Source organism: Micromonospora echinaurantiaca, assembly GCF_900090235.1.
Taxonomy (GTDB): Bacteria; Actinomycetota; Actinomycetes; order Mycobacteriales; family Micromonosporaceae; genus Micromonospora; species Micromonospora echinaurantiaca.
The window spans coordinates 2,707,990-2,726,163 of sequence record NZ_LT607750.1; the positions used below are offsets into that span (position 1 = coordinate 2,707,990).

The 18,174-nt window shown below is 73.4% G+C and carries 15 protein-coding genes and 1 riboswitch; of the genes, 6 read left to right on the forward strand and 9 right to left on the reverse strand.

All coding sequences use genetic code 11. From position 1 onward, the window contains the following. Positions 1 to 103: 103 nt before the first annotated feature. On the forward strand, positions 104 to 1,591 hold the full coding sequence (locus tag GA0070609_RS12465; protein ID WP_088993967.1) for a S8 family peptidase: 1,488 nt from the start codon (positions 104 to 106) through the stop codon (positions 1,589 to 1,591). 129 nt (positions 1,592 to 1,720) lie between these two features. Further along, positions 1,721 to 2,221 carry a hemerythrin domain-containing protein gene (locus tag GA0070609_RS12470; RefSeq protein WP_088993968.1) on the forward strand — a complete coding sequence of 167 codons (501 nt, stop codon included), beginning with the start codon at positions 1,721 to 1,723 and terminating at the stop codon, positions 2,219 to 2,221. Positions 2,222 to 2,264: 43 nt separating this feature from the next. Here GA0070609_RS12470 and GA0070609_RS12475 read toward each other — a convergent pair whose 3' ends face one another. Further along, entirely contained in the window at positions 2,265 to 3,119 is an 855-nt protein-coding gene (locus GA0070609_RS12475) for a metallophosphoesterase family protein (protein WP_088993969.1), read from the reverse strand. 263 nt (positions 3,120 to 3,382) lie between these two features. Further along, positions 3,383 to 3,472, forward strand: a riboswitch (ZMP/ZTP riboswitch). An 18-nt stretch (positions 3,473 to 3,490) separates the two neighbouring features. Here GA0070609_RS12475 and GA0070609_RS12480 point away from each other — a divergent pair. Beyond that, a complete protein-coding gene (locus GA0070609_RS12480) occupies positions 3,491 to 4,930 on the forward strand; it encodes a glycine hydroxymethyltransferase (RefSeq protein WP_088993970.1) in 1,440 nt (479 codons plus the stop codon). A gap of 148 nt (positions 4,931 to 5,078) precedes the next feature. Here GA0070609_RS12480 and araB read toward each other — a convergent pair whose 3' ends face one another. Continuing rightward, the gene (gene araB / locus GA0070609_RS12485; RefSeq protein WP_231928645.1) at positions 5,079 to 6,743 is read right to left on the reverse strand and encodes a ribulokinase; all 1,665 of its coding nucleotides are present in this window, start codon (positions 6,741 to 6,743) and stop codon (positions 5,079 to 5,081) included. 85 nt (positions 6,744 to 6,828) lie between these two features. Then, entirely contained in the window at positions 6,829 to 8,058 is a 1,230-nt protein-coding gene (locus GA0070609_RS12490; protein WP_157748124.1) for an RNA-guided endonuclease InsQ/TnpB family protein, read from the reverse strand. Positions 8,059 to 8,080: 22 nt separating this feature from the next. On the opposite strand from GA0070609_RS12490, the gene tnpA reads away from it, so the two are divergent. Then, on the forward strand, positions 8,081 to 8,497 hold the full coding sequence (gene tnpA / locus GA0070609_RS12495; RefSeq protein WP_088993973.1) for an IS200/IS605 family transposase: 417 nt from the start codon (positions 8,081 to 8,083) through the stop codon (positions 8,495 to 8,497). Positions 8,498 to 8,684: 187 nt separating this feature from the next. On the opposite strand, the gene GA0070609_RS12500 is transcribed toward tnpA, so the two are convergent. The 6 genes from GA0070609_RS12500 to GA0070609_RS12525 form a co-directional block, all read right to left on the reverse strand. Beyond that, complete coding sequence (locus tag GA0070609_RS12500) at positions 8,685 to 8,945, reverse strand: hypothetical protein (protein WP_088993974.1); 261 nt, start codon at positions 8,943 to 8,945, stop codon at positions 8,685 to 8,687. Positions 8,946 to 9,012: 67 nt separating this feature from the next. After that, on the reverse strand, positions 9,013 to 10,410 hold the full coding sequence (locus tag GA0070609_RS12505; RefSeq protein ID WP_408630646.1) for an aminotransferase class I/II-fold pyridoxal phosphate-dependent enzyme: 1,398 nt from the start codon (positions 10,408 to 10,410) through the stop codon (positions 9,013 to 9,015). Next, on the reverse strand, positions 10,359 to 11,486 hold the full coding sequence (locus tag GA0070609_RS12510) for an alpha-hydroxy acid oxidase (protein WP_088993975.1): 1,128 nt from the start codon (positions 11,484 to 11,486) through the stop codon (positions 10,359 to 10,361). Before GA0070609_RS12510 ends, GA0070609_RS12505 begins: the two co-directional genes overlap by 52 nt. Next, the gene (locus GA0070609_RS12515; protein WP_088993976.1) at positions 11,479 to 12,456 is read right to left on the reverse strand and encodes an alpha/beta hydrolase; all 978 of its coding nucleotides are present in this window, start codon (positions 12,454 to 12,456) and stop codon (positions 11,479 to 11,481) included. Before GA0070609_RS12515 ends, GA0070609_RS12510 begins: the two co-directional genes overlap by 8 nt. Then, a complete protein-coding gene (locus GA0070609_RS12520; protein WP_088993977.1) occupies positions 12,453 to 13,676 on the reverse strand; it encodes a cytochrome P450 in 1,224 nt (407 codons plus the stop codon). Before GA0070609_RS12520 ends, GA0070609_RS12515 begins: the two co-directional genes overlap by 4 nt. Before the next feature lie 63 nt (positions 13,677 to 13,739). After that, positions 13,740 to 15,017 (reverse strand): SGNH/GDSL hydrolase family protein, encoded by a 1,278-nt coding sequence (locus tag GA0070609_RS12525; protein ID WP_172899505.1) that lies wholly within the window; start codon positions 15,015 to 15,017, stop codon positions 13,740 to 13,742. Between the two features lie 304 nt (positions 15,018 to 15,321). Here GA0070609_RS12525 and GA0070609_RS12530 point away from each other — a divergent pair, with 304 nt between their 5' ends. Both GA0070609_RS12530 and GA0070609_RS12535 read left to right on the forward strand, forming a co-directional pair. Next, positions 15,322 to 16,905 carry a class I adenylate-forming enzyme family protein gene (locus GA0070609_RS12530; protein ID WP_088993979.1) on the forward strand — a complete coding sequence of 528 codons (1,584 nt, stop codon included), beginning with the start codon at positions 15,322 to 15,324 and terminating at the stop codon, positions 16,903 to 16,905. Next, positions 16,902 to 18,113, forward strand: coding sequence for an MFS transporter (locus GA0070609_RS12535; RefSeq protein ID WP_088993980.1), 1,212 nt, complete (start codon positions 16,902 to 16,904; stop codon positions 18,111 to 18,113). The genes GA0070609_RS12530 and GA0070609_RS12535 overlap by 4 nt, the downstream gene beginning before the upstream one ends. Positions 18,114 to 18,174: the final 61 nt, after the last annotated feature.

An 18,174-nucleotide genomic window follows, 5' to 3' on the forward strand; every position in this document is an offset into this window, starting at 1 on the left:
TTCGGCGCTGGTTGCACAGAGGCAAGCATCCTGCCTGCCTCTCGCCGGTCCGCACTCCACCCGGAGTGCGTCAACCGGCGGGTAACGGCCCCTGGGAGTCTGTGTGAAGAACCTCCGTCGCAAGACACTGGCCGCCGCGTCCGCAATGACGCTCGGCGTCGGACTGGCCGTCACCGGTGGGCTCGCGCCCGCCGTGGCGGCCGCCGGCCCGGACACCACGTTCCTGGTCCTCGCGCCGCAGGGCGCGAAGACCGACAAGGCGGCGGCCCGGGTGGCTGCCGCCAAGGGCACCGTGGTGGCCAGCTACGACCAGATCGGCGTGCTCGTCGTCCGCTCGACCAACCCCGACTTCACCACCGACGTGGCGGGCGCGGGCGTCGAGTCGGTGGCGTCCACCGCCGGCCTGGGCACCGCCCTCGACGAGGGCGAGACCGTCGAGGTGGCCGCGGCCGACGCCGTGGCCGCCAGCGCGGATCCGACCAAGGAGCCGCTCTTCGGTCAGCAGTGGGACATGCCGATGATCGGCGTCCCGCAGGCCCACGCGATCAACGCCGGCAGCGCCGACGTGGTGGTGGGCGTGCTGGACAGCGGCATCTCCAGCAGCCACCCGGATCTGGCCAGCCAGATCGCCAAGGACAAGAGCGCCTCCTGCCTCGGCGGTGTCGTCGACACCACCGAGTCGGCCTGGAATCCGACCACCTCCGACCACGGCACCCACGTGGCCGGCACCATCGCCGCCGGGGTCAACGGCGTCGGGGTGACCGGGGTCGCTCCGGGGGTGAAGGTGGCCGCCGTCAAGGTCGTCAACAACGACGGCTACATCTTCCCCGAGGCCGCGGTCTGCGGGTTCCTCTGGGCGGCCGAGCACGGCATGCGGGTCACGAACAACAGCTACTACATCGACCCGTGGCAGCTGAACTGCCGCAACGACGAGCGTCAGCGTCCGGTGTGGCAGGCCGTGCAGCGAGCCATCCGTTACTCGCAGAGCAAGGGCGTGCTGCACGTGGCGTCCGCGGGTAACTCGAACTGGGACCTCGCGCACAAGATCACCGACACCGGCAGCCCGAACAACGGGACGCCGGAGGTCCGCGAGGACCTCACCAGCGCCTGCCTCGTCCTGCCGGGCGAGGCGCCGGGCGTGGTGACCGTCTCGGCGGTCGGCCCGACCGGGGAGAAGAGCTACTACTCCTCGTACGGCCAGGGCGTGGTCGAGGTGACGGCGCCGGGCGGCGACACCCGGTTCCGCACCCGGGGTGTCAGCTCCACCCTCGCCGACGGCATCCTGTCGACCACCTTCAACACCGCCACCCGCACCAACGGGTGGGGCTACAAGCAGGGCACCTCGATGTCCAGCCCGCACGCCGCCGGCGTGGCCGCGCTGGCCCTGTCCGCCCACCCGGGCATGACGCCGGGCCAGCTCAGCTCGTTCCTGCAGCGCACGGCCGAGGCGCAGGCCTGCCCGGAGGGGGTCTACAACCCGGTGCCGCTGATCGCGGCCGGCCCGAACGCGTACGACGCCACCTGCTCCGGCGGGGCGCGTAACTCGTTCTACGGCGCGGGCATGGTCAGCGCGTACAACGTGGTGCGCTGAGGCGACAGCACGACCAGTGGTGGGGCCCGGCGGTGATCCGCCGGGCCCCACCCGCTTGGGGGACACCAGTTTCCGCAGCTCACCCCCGGGGTACCGGACGAACATCCGTCGAACCTAGGAGGTCACCCGGTGTCCACCGATGCCATCGTCCTGCTCAAGGAGGACCACAAGGAGATGCGCCGCCTGTTCAAGGCCTTCCAGGATGCCGAGGAGGGGCCGGCGAGCAAGCGCAAGCAGCTGGTGGGGCAGATCATCGAGGCGCTCACCGTGCACACGTACCTGGAGAACGAGGTGATGTACCCGGAGGTCCGCAAGCTCCTGCCGGACCTGGAGGACGACATCCTCGAGTCGTACGAGGAGCACCACGTCGCCGACCTGCTCTGCGCCGAACTGTTCACCATGGACGCCGAGGACGAGCACTTCAACGCCAAGACGACGGTGCTGATCGAGAACGTGCTGCACCACGTCGAGGAGGAGGAGCAGGAGTGGTTCCCGAAGGTGCGCGAGGCGCTCGGCCGTAAGCAGTTGCAGGAGATCGGCGAGCGGATGATCGAGCTGCGCGACGGCGCCCCCCGCAAGCCCACCGACCCGAAGGCGCTCAAGAAGTCGCTGCACGCGGTGACCGCCTGAGCGGCGACGGACACGGCGGGCCCCGGCGCGTCGGGGCCCGTCGTCACGCCGGGGGCGCCGGCAGGATCCGCCGCAGCCGCCCCGGCGGTACGGTGCGCTGCCGCCACTCCCGCGGGTAGCCCACCGAGACCTCCTCGAACCGGACGCCGTCGTGCCAGGTGGTCCGGGGAATGTGCAGGTGCCCGTAGACCACCGCGGCGGCGTCGAAGCGCAGGTGCCAGTCGGTGGTGGCCTCGGTGCCGCACCACTGGGCGAAGATCGGGTAGCGCAGGATCCGGGTCGGCTCGCGGACCAGCGGGTAGTGGTTGACCAGCACGGTGGGCAGCGCCGGCTCCCGCTCGGCCAGCCGCTGCCGGGTCTGCTCGACCCGGGCCGCGCACCAGTCCACCCGGCTCGGGTACGGGTCGGGGTGCAGCAGGAACTCGTCGGTGCAGACCACCCCGGTCCGGTACGCCTCGGCCAGCGCCGCCTCCCGGGTGTCGATCCCGTCCGGCAACCAGCTGTGGTCGTAGAGCAGGAACAGCGGCGCCACCAGCACCGGCCCGCCCGCGCCCCGCCACACCGGGTACGGGTCCTCCGGGGTGAGCACGCCCAGCCGCCGGCAGACGGCCACCAGGTGCTGGTAGCGCTCCAGCCCGCGCAGCGTCACCGGGTCGTTCGGCGGGGACCACAGCTCGTGGTTGCCGGGCGCCCAGACCACCCGCGCGAAGCGGTGCGCCAGCAGCCCGAGCACCCACTCGACGTCCGCCACCGTGTCGGCCACGTCGCCGGCGACGAGCAGCCAGTCGTGCGGCGTCTCGGGGTGCAGGCCCTCGACGACGGCCCGGTTCTCCCGGTGGTTGACGTGCAGGTCGCTGATGGCGAGCAGGCTGCCGCCCGCGCTCCCGTCGGCCACCATTCCCCGATCCTATGGACCGCCCATCCCCGCCGCGACCCCGCGCCCCGCACCCGGCGTCCGGCGTCCGGCGTCCGGCGTCCGGCGTCCGGCGCAATATGCGGGATGTGGCGGTCTCCGACGCGCGGGAAGCCGCCAGATCCCGTACGTCGTGCCGATCTTGACGGGCGGGTCCGGCGGCGACGGCGGGAGGAGGACGGGCGGCGCGCCGTCAGCCGGGTTGCCAGAGGCGGACCGGGGCGGCGGGTCGCCGACCCGGTAGGATCAGCCCGGGCCGTGACTGGCGCGTGGGGATGGAGCACCATCGGGAAGCGGTCCCGTCATGAGGACGCATGCCGAGCGCCTGGGCCTTCCGCACGTCACCTGGAGGTCGCATGTCGTCGCTGAACGCCGAATCCACCGCTTTCCGCAGCGCCCTCGAGGTGATCCGCGCGGTCGAACCGCGGGTCGCCGACGCCATCGGGGCGGAACTGGCCGACCAGCGCGAGTCGCTGAAGCTGATCGCCAGCGAGAACTACGCCTCCCCGGCCACGCTGCTGGCGATGGGCAACTGGTTCAGCGACAAGTACGCCGAGGGCACCGTCGGCCGCCGGTTCTACGCCGGCTGCCAGAACGTCGACACCGTGGAGGCGCTCGCCGCCGAGCACGCCCGGGAGCTGTTCGGCTCCGCGCACGCGTACGTGCAGCCGCACTCCGGCATCGACGCCAACCTGGTCGCGTTCTGGGCGATCCTGGCCGACCGGATCGAGTCCCCGGCGCTGAAGAAGGCGCAGGTCCGGCAGGTCAACGAGCTCACCGAGGCGGACTGGTTCGCGCTCCGCCGCGAGCTGGGCAACCAGCGGATGCTGGGCATGTCCCTGGACGCCGGTGGGCACCTCACCCACGGCTTCCGGCCGAACATCTCCGGCAAGATGTTCGACCAGCGCAGCTACGGCACCGACCCGGCCACCGGCCTGGTCGACTACGACCAGGTCGCCGCGGCGGCCCGGGAGTTCAAGCCGCTGATCCTGGTGGCCGGCTACTCGGCGTACCCCCGCAAGGTGAACTTCCGGATCATGCGGGAGATCGCCGACTCGGTCGGCGCCACCTTCATGGTCGACATGGCCCACTTCGCCGGCCTGGTCGCCGGCAAGGTGTTCACCGGCGACTACGACCCGGTGCCGCACGCGCACATCGTCACCACCACCACGCACAAGTCGCTGCGCGGCCCGCGCGGCGGCCTGGTGCTCTGCCAGCCGGAGCTGGCCGACCAGGTCGACCGGGGCTGCCCGATGGTGCTCGGCGGCCCGCTGCCGCACGTGATGGCCGCCAAGGCGGTCGCCCTGGCCGAGGCGCGTCGGCCCGACTTCGCCGACTACGCCCAGCGCATCGTGGCCAACGCGCAGGCGCTGGCCGAGGGGCTGCTGCGCCGGGGCGGCAAGCTGGTCACCGGCGGCACCGACAACCACCTGGTGCTGATCGACGTCACCGGCTACGGGCTGACCGGCCGGCAGGCCGAGCAGGCGCTGCTCGACTCGGGCATCGTCACCAACCGCAACTCGGTGCCGCAGGACCCGAACGGCGCCTGGTACACCTCCGGCATCCGGATCGGCACCCCGGCACTCACCACCCGGGGGCTGGGCACCGCCGAGATGGACCAGACCGCCGAGCTGATCCACACAGTGCTCAGCCAGACCACGCCGGGCAGCAACGCCGACGGCACCCCGTCGAAGGCCAAGTACCTGCTCGACCCGGCCGTCGCCGACAAGGTCAGCCGGCAGGCCGCGGAACTGCTCACCGGCTTCCCCCTCTACCCCACCGTCGACCTGACCTGACCCGCACCACCCCCGACGCCCCGCCCGGCCCCGCCGCGCGGGGCGTCGCCGTCCCCTCCCGTTGATCATGAGGTTGACGGCGTGGGTCCGGACATTTCACACCGCCAACCTCATGATCAACGGGGTGGGTGGGCGGCGCGGGTGGGGGTCAGTGGGGGCGGGTGCGGAGGGTGCGGAGGCGGTGGAGGGTGTCGGTGCCGCCGCGGCCGAAGTGGTCGTGCAGGGCGCGGTAGTGGGCGTACAGCTCGTCGTAGACCGCCGCGCGGGCGGGATCCGGGTGCCAGGTCTCCCGGTGGGGGGCGCCCATCGCCGCCGACGCGGCCGGCACGTCGGGGTACGCCCCGACGGCCACCGCCGCGTGGATCGCCGCGCCCAGCGCCGCCGGGTGCGCCGAGTCGACCACGTGCAGCGGCCGGCGCAGCACGTCGGCGTAGATCCGCAGCAGCAGCCGGTTGTCAGTCAGCCCGCCGGCGACGGTCAGCTCGTCCACCCGCACCCCGGCGTCCTCGAACGCGGCGACCACGGTCCGCGCCCCGAACGCGGTCGACTCCAGCAGCGCCCGCCAGATCTCCTCCGGCCGGGTGGCCAGGGTCAGCCCGACCAGCACCCCGCTCAGCTCGTGGTCCATCAGCACCGAACGGTTGCCGCTGTGCCAGTCCAGCGCGAGCAGGCCGTGCCCGCCGACCGGCTGCCCGGCGGCGAGCGAGTCGAGCAGCTGGTACGGGGTCACCCCCAGTTCGCGGGCCCGCTCGGCGTACGACGCGGGCAGCGCGTTGGCCACGTACCAGGCGAAGATGTCGCCGACGCCGCTCTGCCCGGCCTCGTAGCCCCACGCGCCGGTGGTGACGCCACCGTCGACCACGCCGCACACCCCGGGCACCTCGTGGCAGGCGTCCGCGTTCATGATCAGGCAGGTGGAGGTGCCGAGCACCGCGAGCATCCGGCCCGGCTCGACCGAGCGGGCCGCCGCGGCGGTGACGTGCGCGTCGATGGTGCCGACGGCCACCGCGACGCCCGCCGCCAGGCCGGTCCAGGCGGCCGCCTCCGGGGTGAGCCCGCCGGCCCGGGCGCCCAGCGGCGCGAGCGGACCGTCGACGCGGGGCAGCAGCCCGTCCAGCCGCGGGTGCAGGGCACGCAGGAACTCCGCCGACGGGTACCGGCCGTCCTGGCGCAGCCCCTTGTAACCGGCGGCCGAGGCGTTGCGGGTCTCCCGGCCGCAGAGCTGCCAGACGATCCAGTCGGCCGCCTCGACCCAGCGTTCCGCCAGGTCGAAGACCTCCGGGTCCTCCTCCAGCAGCTGCAGCGCCTTGGCCAGCTGCCACTCCGCCGAGACCCGGCCGCCGTAGCGGGCCAGCCAGCGCTCGCCGCGCTCGGCGGCCAGGGCGTTGATCCGGTCGGCCTGCCGCTGCGCCGCGTGGTGCTTCCACAGCTTCGGGTACGCGTGCGGCCGGTCGGCCAGCCCCGGCAGCTCGCAGAGCGGGGTGCCGTCGGCGCGGGCCGGCAGCACGGTGCTGGCGGTCGCGTCGACGCCGATGCCGAGCACGTCGGTGGGGCGTACGCCGGCGGCGCGCAGCGCGGCGGGCACCGCTACGCGCAGCACCTCGCGGTAGTCGTCGGGGTGTTGCAACGCCCAGTCCGGCGGCAGCGGCGGGCCGCCGGGGAGGCGCTCGGTGATCACCCCGTGCCGGTACGGGTGCACGGCCTCGCCGAGCGCGGTGCCGTCGGCGACGTCCACCACCAGGGCGCGGCCGGAGAGGGTGCCGAAGTCGACCCCGACCACGTACCGGGGCCGCCCGGCCGCGGGTTGCGCCACTGCTGCTCCTCCTCCCCGCCGCGGCCGGGCGGCGCGCGGGGGCGGCCGGTCGGCGGCGGGAGGCAACGTTGACATCCTCTCCGCCCTAAAGGACGGAGATTCCCTCCACGCTGCGCGTGGACCGCGCAGCGTCCGGGTGGGTTCCCGCTTCCCTGTGCGCCGCCGGCACGGATGCCGGTCTTACGTGCGCTCCACGGGCGTTGAGGTCCGCCTGTCCAGCGGCCCTGACGTTGATGGCGGCATTGACGTCCCGGTCGTGGTGGCTGCCGCAGGGGCAGTCCCACGATCGGACGTTGAGCGCCATCTTGTTGTTGATGCGTCCGCAGTCGGAGCACATGCGGGTGGAGGGGAAGAACCGGTCCACCCGGGCGAACGTGCGCCCGTACCGGGCTGCCTTGCACTCCAACATCGCGGTGAAACTGGCCCAGCCCGCGTCGTGCACGGACTTGGCGAGCCGGGTCCGGCTGAGACCAGTCACACACAGGTCCTCGACGTACACCGCTTGGTTCTCGCGGATGATCGTCGTGGACAGCTTGTGCTGCCAGTCTCGCCGGGTGTCGACCACCCGCGCGTGAGCGCGGGCGACCTTGACGACGGCCTTCTTGCGGTTGGCCGAGCCTTTCTGCTTGCGGGAGAGATCTTGCTGCAACCGCTTGAGCTTGCGGGCGGCGCGGCGCAGGAACTTCGGTGCGGTCACCTTCGTGCCGTCGGAGAGAACCGCGAAGTGGGTCAGGCCCAGGTCGATGCCGACTTCCGAGTCCGTCTCGGGCAGCGGCTCGTCCTTAGTCTGCACGACGAACGAGGCGAAGTACCGCCCGGCCGCATCCTTGATGATCGTCACGGATGATGGGTCCGACGGCAGGGTGCGGGACCAGCGGACCGCGAGGTCGCCGATCTTCGGCAGCCGGAGCCGGCTGTTGTCCAGCACCTTGAACCGGGCGTTCTTCGTGAACCGGATGGCCTGCCGGTTGTCCTTGCGCGACCGGAACCGCGGCAGCGCGACCTTACGTCCCTTGCGCTTGCCGGTGACCGAGGCGAAGAAGTTGCGGTAAGCGGTGTTCAGGTCCGCCAGGGCCTGCTGCAACACCACCGCCGACACTTCGCCCAGCCACGCCCGTTCCGGCGTCGCCTTCGCCTCGGTGATCAAACGGCGCGACAGCTCCCCGTCCGAGACGTACTTCTCGCCCGCCTCGCGGGCCTGCCGACGCAGACGTAGGCCGTCGTTGAACACCACCCGCGCACACCCGAACGCCCGGGCCAGCTCGATCTGCTGGCCGGGCGTTGGGTAGGCGCGGTAGTTATACCGGAGCTGCACGACACCATCGTACCATTGGTTTATGGCTGAACTCGAAGGCATTCGCACTGGCAGACACTGTGTCTTCGCGATGCATGTTCACTTGGTTTTCGTTACGAAGTTCCGGCACAAGGTGTTCGGCGACCGGCACCTGTCCCGGATGGAACAGATCATGCGGGACGTGTGCACGGACTTCGAGTCCGAGCTGGTCGAGTTCAACGGCGAGAACAACCACGTACACCTGCTGGTCAACTACCCGCCCAAGATCGCTGTTGCCCGCCTGGTCAACTCCCTCAAGGGGGTGTCATCCCGCCGCCTGCGGCAGGAATTCCCCGACCTCGCACGCCACTACTACCGGGCCAACAAGCTGTGGTCGGGCTCGTACTTCGCAGGCTCCGTCGGCGGCGCACCTCTAAGCGTCGTGAAGCAGTACATCGAGCAGCAGAACCGTTCCCGTTAAGGCACTGCTCGGGCCTTGACCGCCCTCCCAGCGCGGACCTTCACCCCCGCCCTGAAGGGCGGAGCACTGGCCCGCATCCCGGTAGCAACAACGCCGGGTGAACGGCATGCCGCCGCTGACTGCCGGGCCCGGGTGAGATCGACGGGCCGGCCGAGGCGGACGCGGGCGGCGGAGGGGGCGCGGGCGGTCAGCCGATCGGCCGCTTGAGGTGGTAGCGGTGCACCTCGGTGCTGCCCTGGACGTTGTTCACGTCCTCGGCGGCGGAGACCAGTTCCCAGCCCTCCCGGCCGGCCCGGTTCAGGTGCGCGATCGCCGTGTCGCCGTACGCGGTGATGTCCCGGCGCGACCCGTCCGGGCCGTACCAGATGAAGCTGACGTGGAAATTGCGGCCCTGCCCCTGATAGCGGCGGACCAGCAGGGCGTACTCCCAGGCGACCATGGCGTCCATTATGACCGTCCATGCAGGACACGTGAACGTGGGCAGTCGCGGATGGCCATGCGGTGAACGCGGTGTGTCAGGCCACCGGTCCCGACGCGCAGCGGCGGGCCAACTCGTCGGCGACCAGGGCGGCCAGCCGGTCCAGGCCCAGGTCGATCTCGGCCGGAGTCACCGCGCTCACCGACAGCCGCAACGCGTCGACCGGGGCGCCGGCGTCGTAGAAGTGCGCCATCGGGGTCCAGAGCAGCCCGTACTCGCGGGCGGAGCGGTGCAGCAGCGCGTCGTCGACCGGGAACGGCACGGTCACCACCACGAAGAAGCCGCCGGCCGGCACGTTCCAGCGCACCGGCGAGGCGTCCGCCGGGAACCGCCGGGCCAGGCCGGCCACCAGGTGCCGCAGGTTCCGGGTGTACGCGGCCCGCTCGCGGACGGTGGCGGCGACCAGGCTGCACCCGTGCTCCAGCAGCGCCCCGCCGATGACCGCCTGGGCGATCGCGGAGGTGTTCACGGTGACCATGCTCTTGATCTTCGCGAGCTGGTCGGCGAGCAGCCCGACCGTACCGTCCGCGCCGGCAACCCGCTGGTCGGCGACGACGTAGCCGACCCGCGCCCCGGGCAGCACGGTCTTGGCGAACGACCCCAGGTAGACCACCCGCCGGCCGGTGTCCAGCGCCTTGAGCGTGGGCACCCGCTCGGCGTCCCCGGCCGGGAAGAGGCCGTACGGGTTGTCCTCCAGCAGCAGCAGGTCCTCCGCCTCGGCCAGGGCCAGCAGCCGGCGCCGGTCGGCCAGGCCCACGCTCGTGCCGGACGGGTTGGCGAAGTCCGGCATCAGGTAGCAGGCCCGCGGGCGCAGCCCGTCGGCCCGGGCCCGGCGCACCTGGGCGCGCAGGTCGGCCAGGTCGACCCCGGCCGGCCCACCGGCGACCGGGCGCACCGGCAGGTCGAGCAGCCGGGCCGCGCCGGTCAACCCGACGTACGTGGGCGCGACGGCGAGCAGCACGTCGCCCGGGCCGGTGCGCAGCGCCCGCAGGACCAGGAACATCGCCTCCTGGCAGCCGACCGTCACCACGATCGCCTCCGGGTCGACGCCGATCCCCTCGTCCACCGCGAGGTTGCGGGCCACCAGGTGGTGCACGACGCCCTTGGTCCGGCCGTACTGGAACAGGGTGCGGTGCACCTGGGCCGGGGTGAGACCGAGGTCGTCGGCGAGGTGGCGGCGGAACGTGTCCAGATAGCGGTGCAGCGCGGCGACGTCGAAGAACTCCTCGTACGGCCGGCCGGCGGCCAGCGACACCGCGTCCGGGTAGTGCTGGGCCACCTCGTTGAGGAAGTTCATCGAGTTCAGTGCCGGGTCGTCGACGGCCGGATGCAGGTCGGCCGTGCTCAGGTCGACCACGGTCAGGTCCGCCGGCGCCGCCACGCTCAGTCCACCGTCCGGGTGCTCAGCTCGCGGGCGGCCGCCGGGTCCGCGCACCCGGTCAGCGCCAGCGCGTCGCGGAACTCGTCGGCGAGCAGGGTCAGCGCCGCCTCGGCGCCGGCCTGGCCACCGACGGCCAGCGCCCAGAGCATCGGCCGGCCGACCAGCACCCCGTTCGCGCCGAGCGCCAGGGCGCGCAGCACGTCCATCCCGCCGCGGATGCCGCTGTCCATCAGCACCTCGCAGCGGTCCGCGACGGCCGCGACCACCTCGGGCAGCACGGCGGCGGTGGCCGGCGCGCCGTCCAACTGGCGGCCGCCGTGGTTGGAGACCACCACCGCGTCGGCGCCGGCGGCGACCGCGAGGACGGCGTCGCGCGGATCGAGGATGCCCTTGACCACCAGCGGCAGCGCGGTGCACCCGCGCAGCCAGTCCAGGTCGTCCCAGGTCAGCGCGGGCGCGAAGACCGCGTGGGTGTGCGTGGCGATGGCGGAGACGCCCGGCATGGCGGTGTGCGCCAGGTCGTCCCGCCCGGCCGGCAGGTTCGCCGCCACCACGTGCGGCGGGACGGCGAACGCGTTGCGCACGTCGCGCAGCCGCCGGCCGAGGACCGGCACGTCCACGGTGACCGTGAGCGCCGTGCAGCCGGCCGCGTGCGCCCGGTCCAGCAGGTCGGTGACCAGACCCCGGTCGCGCAGCCAGTAGAGCTGGAACCAGACCGACCCGCCGGCCTTGGCGACCTGCTCGATCGGCACGCTGCCCAACGTGCTGGCCAGGTACGGCACGCCGGCCGCGGCAGCGGCGGCGGCCAGCGCCAGCTCCCCGTCCGGGTGCACCAGCCGCTGGTACGCGATCGGCGCCACCGCCACCGGCAGCGCGGACGGCGCGCCGAGCAGCCGGGTCTCGGTACGGGGGGTGGGAACGCCGCGCAGCACCCGGGGCAGCACAGCCACCCGGTCCAGCGCCCGCCGGTTGGCGGCGAGGGTGATCTCAGCGCCGCTGCCACCGTCGATGTAGTCCCACACCTCGGGCGGGAGCACCGCCCGGGCCCGCTCGGCGTAGTCGGCCAGGCAGGCCGGTGCGGGCGGCTCCGCCACCGGCCCGGCCGGCTTCGGCAGCACATCCTCAGCCATCGTTGGTCCCCCTTCCCGCCGGCACCGCATCCGGGTCGGTGCCAGTCAACCCGAACCGCCCGCGCAGGAACGCGGCGGCCTCGTCCTGGGCGTGCCGGCCGTCGTCGAAGACGCCGGGCATGGCGAAGAAGCCGTGGATCATCCCGGGGTAGCGGGTGAGGGTGGTCGGCACCCCGGCGGCGCGCAGCTGGTGCGCGTACCGCTCGCCCTCGTCGCGCAGCGGATCGTGCTCGGCGGTGACGACCAGGGCGGGCGGCAGGCCGGTCAGGTCCGGCGCGAGCAGCGGCGAGGCCAGCGGGTCGTGGGCGGCGTCCGGGTCGGGCAGGTAGTGCCGGCGGTACCAGTCGACCGAGTGGCGGTTGAACAGCAGCGGGTCGTCGTCGCCGGCGGCCACCGCGGTCTGGTCGGTGTTCGGGTAGACCAGCAGTTGCGCGGCGAGCCGGGGCCCACTCCGGGCCCGGGCCAGCAGGGTGACCGCGGCGGCGAGGTTGCCGCCGGCGCTGTCGCCGCCTACCGCCAGCCGCGCCGGATCCAGGCCGAACTCGCGCGGGTGCGCGGCGAGCCACCGGGTGGCCGCGTGGCAGTCGTGCACGGCAGCTGGAAAGGGGTGCTCCGGGGCGAGCCGGTAGCCGACGGTGACCACCTGGCAGGGCACCGCGTTGGCCAGCCGCCGGCAGATGCCGTCGGCGGTGTCGATGCTGCCCAGCGTCCAGCCGCCGCCGAAGAAGTAGACCAGGGTGGGCAGCGCGCCGGGGCCGGCCGGCCGGTAGACCCGTACCGGCAGGTCGCAGGCCGGGCCGGGGACGTGCGTGTCGCGGACCTCGGCGACCGGCTCGACCGCGCCGCCGCCGGCCCGGATCGCGGCCAGGTCGGCGGCGCGGGCCTCGGCCAGGGTCTGGCTGTACAGCGGTGGGGTGCCGGCCGCGGCGCGCGCCGCCCGGTACGCCGCCACCTGCGGGTGGAGGCTCACGCGCCCTCCCGCCGGCCGGTGTGCAGCAGCAGCTTGTCGATGCCGCGCAGGAAGAGGCTACCGCTGTAGATCGGCTGCTCGGCGACCGCGAGCCGGGGGAAGCGGGCCAGCAGCCGGGGCAGCGCGAGCCGACCCTCCAGCCGGGACACCGCGGCGCCGAGGCAGAAGTGCAGGCCGACGCCGAAGGCGAGCGAGGGCGGGCCGGGCCGGTGCGGGTCGAACCGGTCCGGGTCGGGGAACCGGGCCGGGTCGCGGTTGGCGGCCGCGAGCACCAGCAGCACGTTCTGGTCCCGCTCGACCGGCACCCCGGCGAGCACGGTGTCCCGGGGCGCGGCGCGGGCCAGGAAGTGCACCGGGGCCTCCAGCCGCAGGATCTCGTCGACGGCGCCCCGGGTCAGGGCGTCGTCGCCGGGCAGCGCGGCGGCCACCTCCGGGTGGGCCAGCAGCAGCGGCAGGCCGTTGCTGAACATGTAGACGGTGGTGACGAACGCCGCGTTGAACAGCACGATCAGGTTGCTGACCAGCTCGTCCTCGGTGAGCGGAACGTCGCCCGCGTCGACCGCCTCGACCAGGCCGCTGATCAGGTCCTCGCCGGGGCGGCGGCGCCGGTGGGCGATCAGCTCGGTGTAGAAGGCGCGCAGCTGGGTGGCTGCGGTGTTGGCGGCGGCGAGTCGCTGCGGGGTCTTGCCCGCCACGTCCAGGAAGTCGTCGATCCGCTCCACCCGCTGGCGGTAGAAGTCCAGTTCCTCGGCAGGGATGCCGATGAACTCCGCCATCACCCGGGCCGGCAGCGGGTAGGCGAACTCGGCGACGAAGTCGAACCCGGTGTCCCCGGCGTCGGCCATCCGGTCCAGCAGCTCGTCGACCACCCGGACCACGGCCGGTTCGAGGGCGCCCAGCCGGCGCGGGGTGAAGGTCTTGGCGAAGACCGCCCGCATCCGGGTGTGGTCGGGCGGGTTCACGAACATCATCGAGGTCTGCAGGGTGCGCAGCACCTCCTGCTCAGTCCAGCCGGGCGGGGCCTGCTTGTACCACTCCGGGTCGCGTAGCACCTGGCTGACCAGGTCGTAGCCGACGGCGACGGCGGCCACCGTGCGGTGTTCGGCCCGCGCCGGCACCGGGCTGACCGGCCCCAGCTCGTGCAGGGCGGCGTAGCAGGGGTACGGGTCCTGCCGGCCCTCGTCGCTGTAGAGCCGGGTCAGCACCTGCGGGACGTCCACGTCGGTCTCCCCCCGGGAAGCGGTGGCGCGGGCGGCGGGGTGGGCCGCCGCCCGCGCCGGATGTCAGAGGCCGAGCAGGCGCAGCGGCACGGCGTCGGCCATCGCCTGGTTGCCGGCGTCGTTGGGGTGGATGTGGTCACCGGAGTCGTACGCGGGCAGCAGTCGGCTGGGCTGGGCCGGGTCGCGCAGCACCCGGTCGAAGTCGAGCAGCCCGTCGAACTCGCCGCTGCCGCGCAGGTAGGCGTTCACCGCCTGCCGGGTGGCCTCCTTCTCCGGCGTCCACACCCCCGGGTTGCCGTGCCCCTCGTACGGCGTCAGGGTGGCCACCAGGCTGCGCAGGCCGCGCGCCTTGACCTGCTGGTTGATCTGCCGCAGGGCGGCGATGATCTGCTCGGCGGAGTCGCCGGACATCCAGATGTCGTTGATGCCCAGGTGGGTGACCACGGTGCGGGCGTCGGTCTGGGCGAAGACGTCCTCGTCGAGCCGGCTCACCGCATTCGGCCCCAGCTCGTGGTAGCCGGGGAAGCCGCCCGCGCCGGGCTCCGGCCCCTCGTGGTTGAGCCGGTTGCCGGCCAGGCTCAGGTTGAGCACGCCCGGGGTGCGGACGTCCGGCCGGGCGTCGATCAGCCGGTCGGCGAGCAGGTCGGGCCAGCGCTTGTTGGCGTTGACCGTGCTGCCGTTGCCGTCGCCGATGGAGTCGCCGAGCACCACCACGGAGCCCGGCGAGTGCCGGCGCTGCACGTCGATGCCGGAGAGGAAGAACCAGCAGCAGTTCGGCCGGATGGTGAAGCCCGCGCCGTCGGCGGCGGAGGTCAGGTCGGTGGCGCCGATGAAGTTGGTCTGCCGGGACTGGCCGTGGAAGGTGACCGGGCCGGTCGGGGTCGGGAAGTGCACGGTGAGCACCAGGTCCTGCTGGTCGCCGACCGGGAAGTCGATCGGGTCGCTGAGCAGTTCGGCGCCGCGGTTCATGGTGGCCGAGGCGGCGCCGTTGAAGCGCAGCTCGCGCAGGCTGGCCGGGTCGATGTCGGAGTGGTCGTCCGCGGTGGCGGTGTTGGGGCGGGCGATGGTGGCCCGGCCGACCTGGACCGCCTGCTCGCCGTAGATGTTGCTCAGTCGCACCCGCAGCCGGGGACCGCCGACCGAGGTGTGCACCACCATCCGCACGCTCTGGTTGTTCAGCCCGGTGTTGGTCAGGCCGGTGGCGTTGCCGCGGGTCACCGCGGCGGCCCAGCTGCCCGCCCAGACGGCCCGGTCGCCGCGCGCCCCGGACGTCGAATCGGGGCCGGCGCTGGCGACCACGGCCGGGGTGCCCGCGACCAGCAGCGCGGCGGCGGAAGCTATCACGTGCCATCTCTTCGGAGTCGCCATTGAACCTCCATCGTGGTGGCAGCTCAGGGCCGTCCGCGGACGGTCACCGGCTGGGATGGACCGGAAACTAACCGCCGCCGAAGATGGGCGTCAATCAACCTGATCGACGCGATCAAATGTCCGCCAGTCCGCGCGGAGCGCCGTTCGGCCACTCTCCGCCGACAGCGGGAACACCCTACGCTCACAGGCGGCGGCGAGGTGGTCGCCGACCCGCGCGCCACCGCCGCGCCCTGCCCGGGAACTGCCCGGGCACCGCCGGACCGGATGGGGACTGCCGATGACTGACGGGCAACGGGCCAGCTACGTGCACCGGGCGCTGGCGCTCTTCGCCGGCTGGGGCGAGCGGGAGGCGCTGGTCGGCGGTGGCCGCCGGCTCAGCTACGCCGACGTGCGCGCGGAGGTGTGCGCGCTGGCCGGCACGCTGCGCCGGCACGGCGTACGGCCGGGCGCGGCGGTTCTGGTCGCGCTCGGCAACCCGGTCGAGGGGCCGCTGGTGCAGCTCGCCCTGCACCTGCTGGGCTGCCGCACGATGTGGGTCGCGCCGGTCACCTCCCGGCGGGAGGTCGCCGACTTCGCCCGGCTGGCCCGTCCCGACGCGTTCCTCTACGACGCGCGGGACCCGGCGGGCCTCGGTCCGGAGCTGGCCGCCGCCCTGCCCGGCGTGCCGGTCTTCTGTCTCGGACCGGGCGGCGCCGGCCCCGACCTCACCGCGGCCACCGCATCCGGTGACCGACCCGACGGGCCCGACGAGCTGCCCGGCGAGGTGCCCGCGCCGGAGTCGTTCCTGCAGACCAGCGGCACCACCGGCACCCCGAAGCTGGTGCACCACCGGGAGAGCTTCTACGCGCAGATCCTCACCCTGGCCGCGGACTTCCGCGCCGCCGGCTTCCCGCTGCTGCGGCACCTGTCGCACTCGCCGATGTGGCTGGCCAGCGGCCAGATCACCACGCTGTTCAACCTGTTCACCGGCGGCGTGCTGTTCCTCCGCGACGGCTGGGACCCGGCGCGGTTCGTCGACACGGTGCAGCGGGAGCGGATCAACTCCACCTTCGTCACCCCGCCGATGCTCTACGAGGTGCTCGACCACCCGGCGCTGGACGGCGCGGACTTCTCCGCGATGTTCATGTTCAACGTGGGCGCCGGCCCCGCCGCGCCGGCCCGGCTGCGGCAGGCGATCGCCCGCTTCGGCCCGGTGCTGCGCATCGTGTACGGGCTCAGCGAGGCGGTGGTGATCACCGCGCTGCCCGGGCTGACCGACGACCCGGAGCACCCGGAGCGGCTGCGCTCCTGCGGCCGGCCGTACGGCGACGTGCGGGTGGAGATCCGCGCCGAGGACGGCACGGTGCTGCCGCCGGGCGTCGACGGTGAGGTGTGGGTGCACACCGAGCTGCGCTTCGCCGGCTACCACGGTGAGCCGGAGCTGACCGCCGACACGCTGGTCGACGGCTGGGTGCGCACCCGCGACATCGGGCACCTGGACGCCGACGGCTACCTCTACCTGGTCGACCGGCTGCAGGACCGGATCCTCACCCGGCAGCGCAGCTGGCCGATCTACTCCCGCCCGATCGAGGACGTGCTGGCCGGGCACCCGCAGGTGCGGGCGGCCGCGGTGATCGGCGTGCCGGACGAGGTGGCCGGCGAGGTGCCGTACGCCTTCGTGGTGCCGGCGCCCGGCGCGACGGTGACCGGCGCCGAGCTGATCGACCTGGTGACCACCGCGCTGAGCGACACCTGGGCACCCGAGGCGGTCGAGTTCGTCGACCGGCTGCCGCTGAACCGTTCGGCCAAGGTGGACAAGCGGGCGCTACGCGCGAGGTACGCCGCGGCGAACCCGCACGCCGCGATCGGCAGCCCGGCGTGACTCCCCGGCGGGAACTGGTCACCCTGGTCACCGCCGATCTGATCTCCAACCTGGGCAGCCGGATCTCGGTGGTGGCCATCCCCTGGCTGGTGCTGGAGACCACCGGCAGCCCGGCCAAGATGGGCCTGGTGGCGTTCGCCGAGACGCTGCCGTACCTGCTCTCCAGCGCGCTGGCCACGCCGTGGGCGGACCGGATCGGGTTGCGCCGCACCTCGATCCTGGCCGACCTCGCCAGCGCGGCGCTGATGGTGGCGGTGGCGCTCACCCCGTGGCTCGGCTTCGGCGCTCTGGTGGCGCTGGTCGCCGTCGTCGGCGGGCTGCGCGGCATCGGCGACCGGGTCAAGCACGTGCTGTTCCGGCCGGCCGCGGAGGCCGCCGGGGTGCGGCTGATCCGGCTGACCTCGGTCTATGACGGGTTGGGCCGGCTGGTCACCCTCTTCGGGGCGGCCGCCGGCGGCCTGCTCGTCTGGTGGTTCGGGGTGACCGGGGCGATCCTGATCGACGCGGCGACGTTCGGCGTCTGCGCGCTGCTGATCGGCGCCCTGGTCCGCCCGCCGGCGGCCAGCGCGACGCTGGCGCAACCGGAGGGCTACCTGCGCGCGCTCGCCGGCGGGTTCCGCTACCTGGGCCGGGACCGGATGCTGCTGAGCATGCTGCTGGTCATCGCCGCGCTGAACATGGTGGCCAACGCCAGTATCGCCGTCTACATCCCGCTCTGGGTGGCCGACGTGCTGGGCAACCCGGCCGGGCTGGGCCTGGTGCTCGGCGTGTTCTCGGCCGGCGCGCTGCTGGGCAACCTGCTGTTCACCGTGCTGGGGCCCCGGTTGCCCCGCTACCTGACCTTCGTGGCCGGGGCGCTGGTCAGCGGCACCCCCCGGCTGGTGGCGCTGGCGCTCAGCGAGGAACTGCCGGTGGTGCTGGTGGTGACCTTCCTGTCCGGCATCGGCATCGCCGCGGTGAACCCGTTGCTGGGTGTGGCGCTCTACGAGCGGGTGCCGGTGGATCTGCAGACCCGGGTGATCGGGCTGGCCGGGTCGCTGGGCTTCGTCGGGCTGCCGGTGGGCGCGTTGCTCGGCGGTTGGTCGGTGGCCGCGTTCGGCCTCGCCCCGGCCCTGCTGGCGATGGCCGCCGCCTGCCTGCTGGTGACCCTGCTCCCCCTCTCCACCGCCCTCCGCCCCACCCCCGCCCCCACTCCCAGCACCACCTGACCCCCTCCCCTGTTGCTCAAGGGGTTCGCGTCAGGATCCGCCCCCGGCGTGACACGAACCC

What these genes read in the sequence shown, in the direction of transcription:
- GA0070609_RS12475 (WP_088993969.1), bottom strand. Translation starts at nt 3,119, where the DNA reads ATGGTGGCCGACGGGAGCGCGGGCGGCAGCCTGCTCGCCATCAGCGAC.
- GA0070609_RS12480 (WP_088993970.1), top strand. Translation starts at nt 3,491, where the DNA reads ATGTCGTCGCTGAACGCCGAATCCACCGCTTTCCGCAGCGCCCTCGAG.
- tnpA (WP_088993973.1), top strand. Translation starts at nt 8,081, where the DNA reads ATGGCTGAACTCGAAGGCATTCGCACTGGCAGACACTGTGTCTTCGCG.
- GA0070609_RS12500 (WP_088993974.1), bottom strand. Translation starts at nt 8,945, where the DNA reads ATGGACGCCATGGTCGCCTGGGAGTACGCCCTGCTGGTCCGCCGCTAT.
- GA0070609_RS12510 (WP_088993975.1), bottom strand. Translation starts at nt 11,486, where the DNA reads ATGGCTGAGGATGTGCTGCCGAAGCCGGCCGGGCCGGTGGCGGAGCCG.
- GA0070609_RS12530 (WP_088993979.1), top strand. Translation starts at nt 15,322, where the DNA reads ATGACTGACGGGCAACGGGCCAGCTACGTGCACCGGGCGCTGGCGCTC.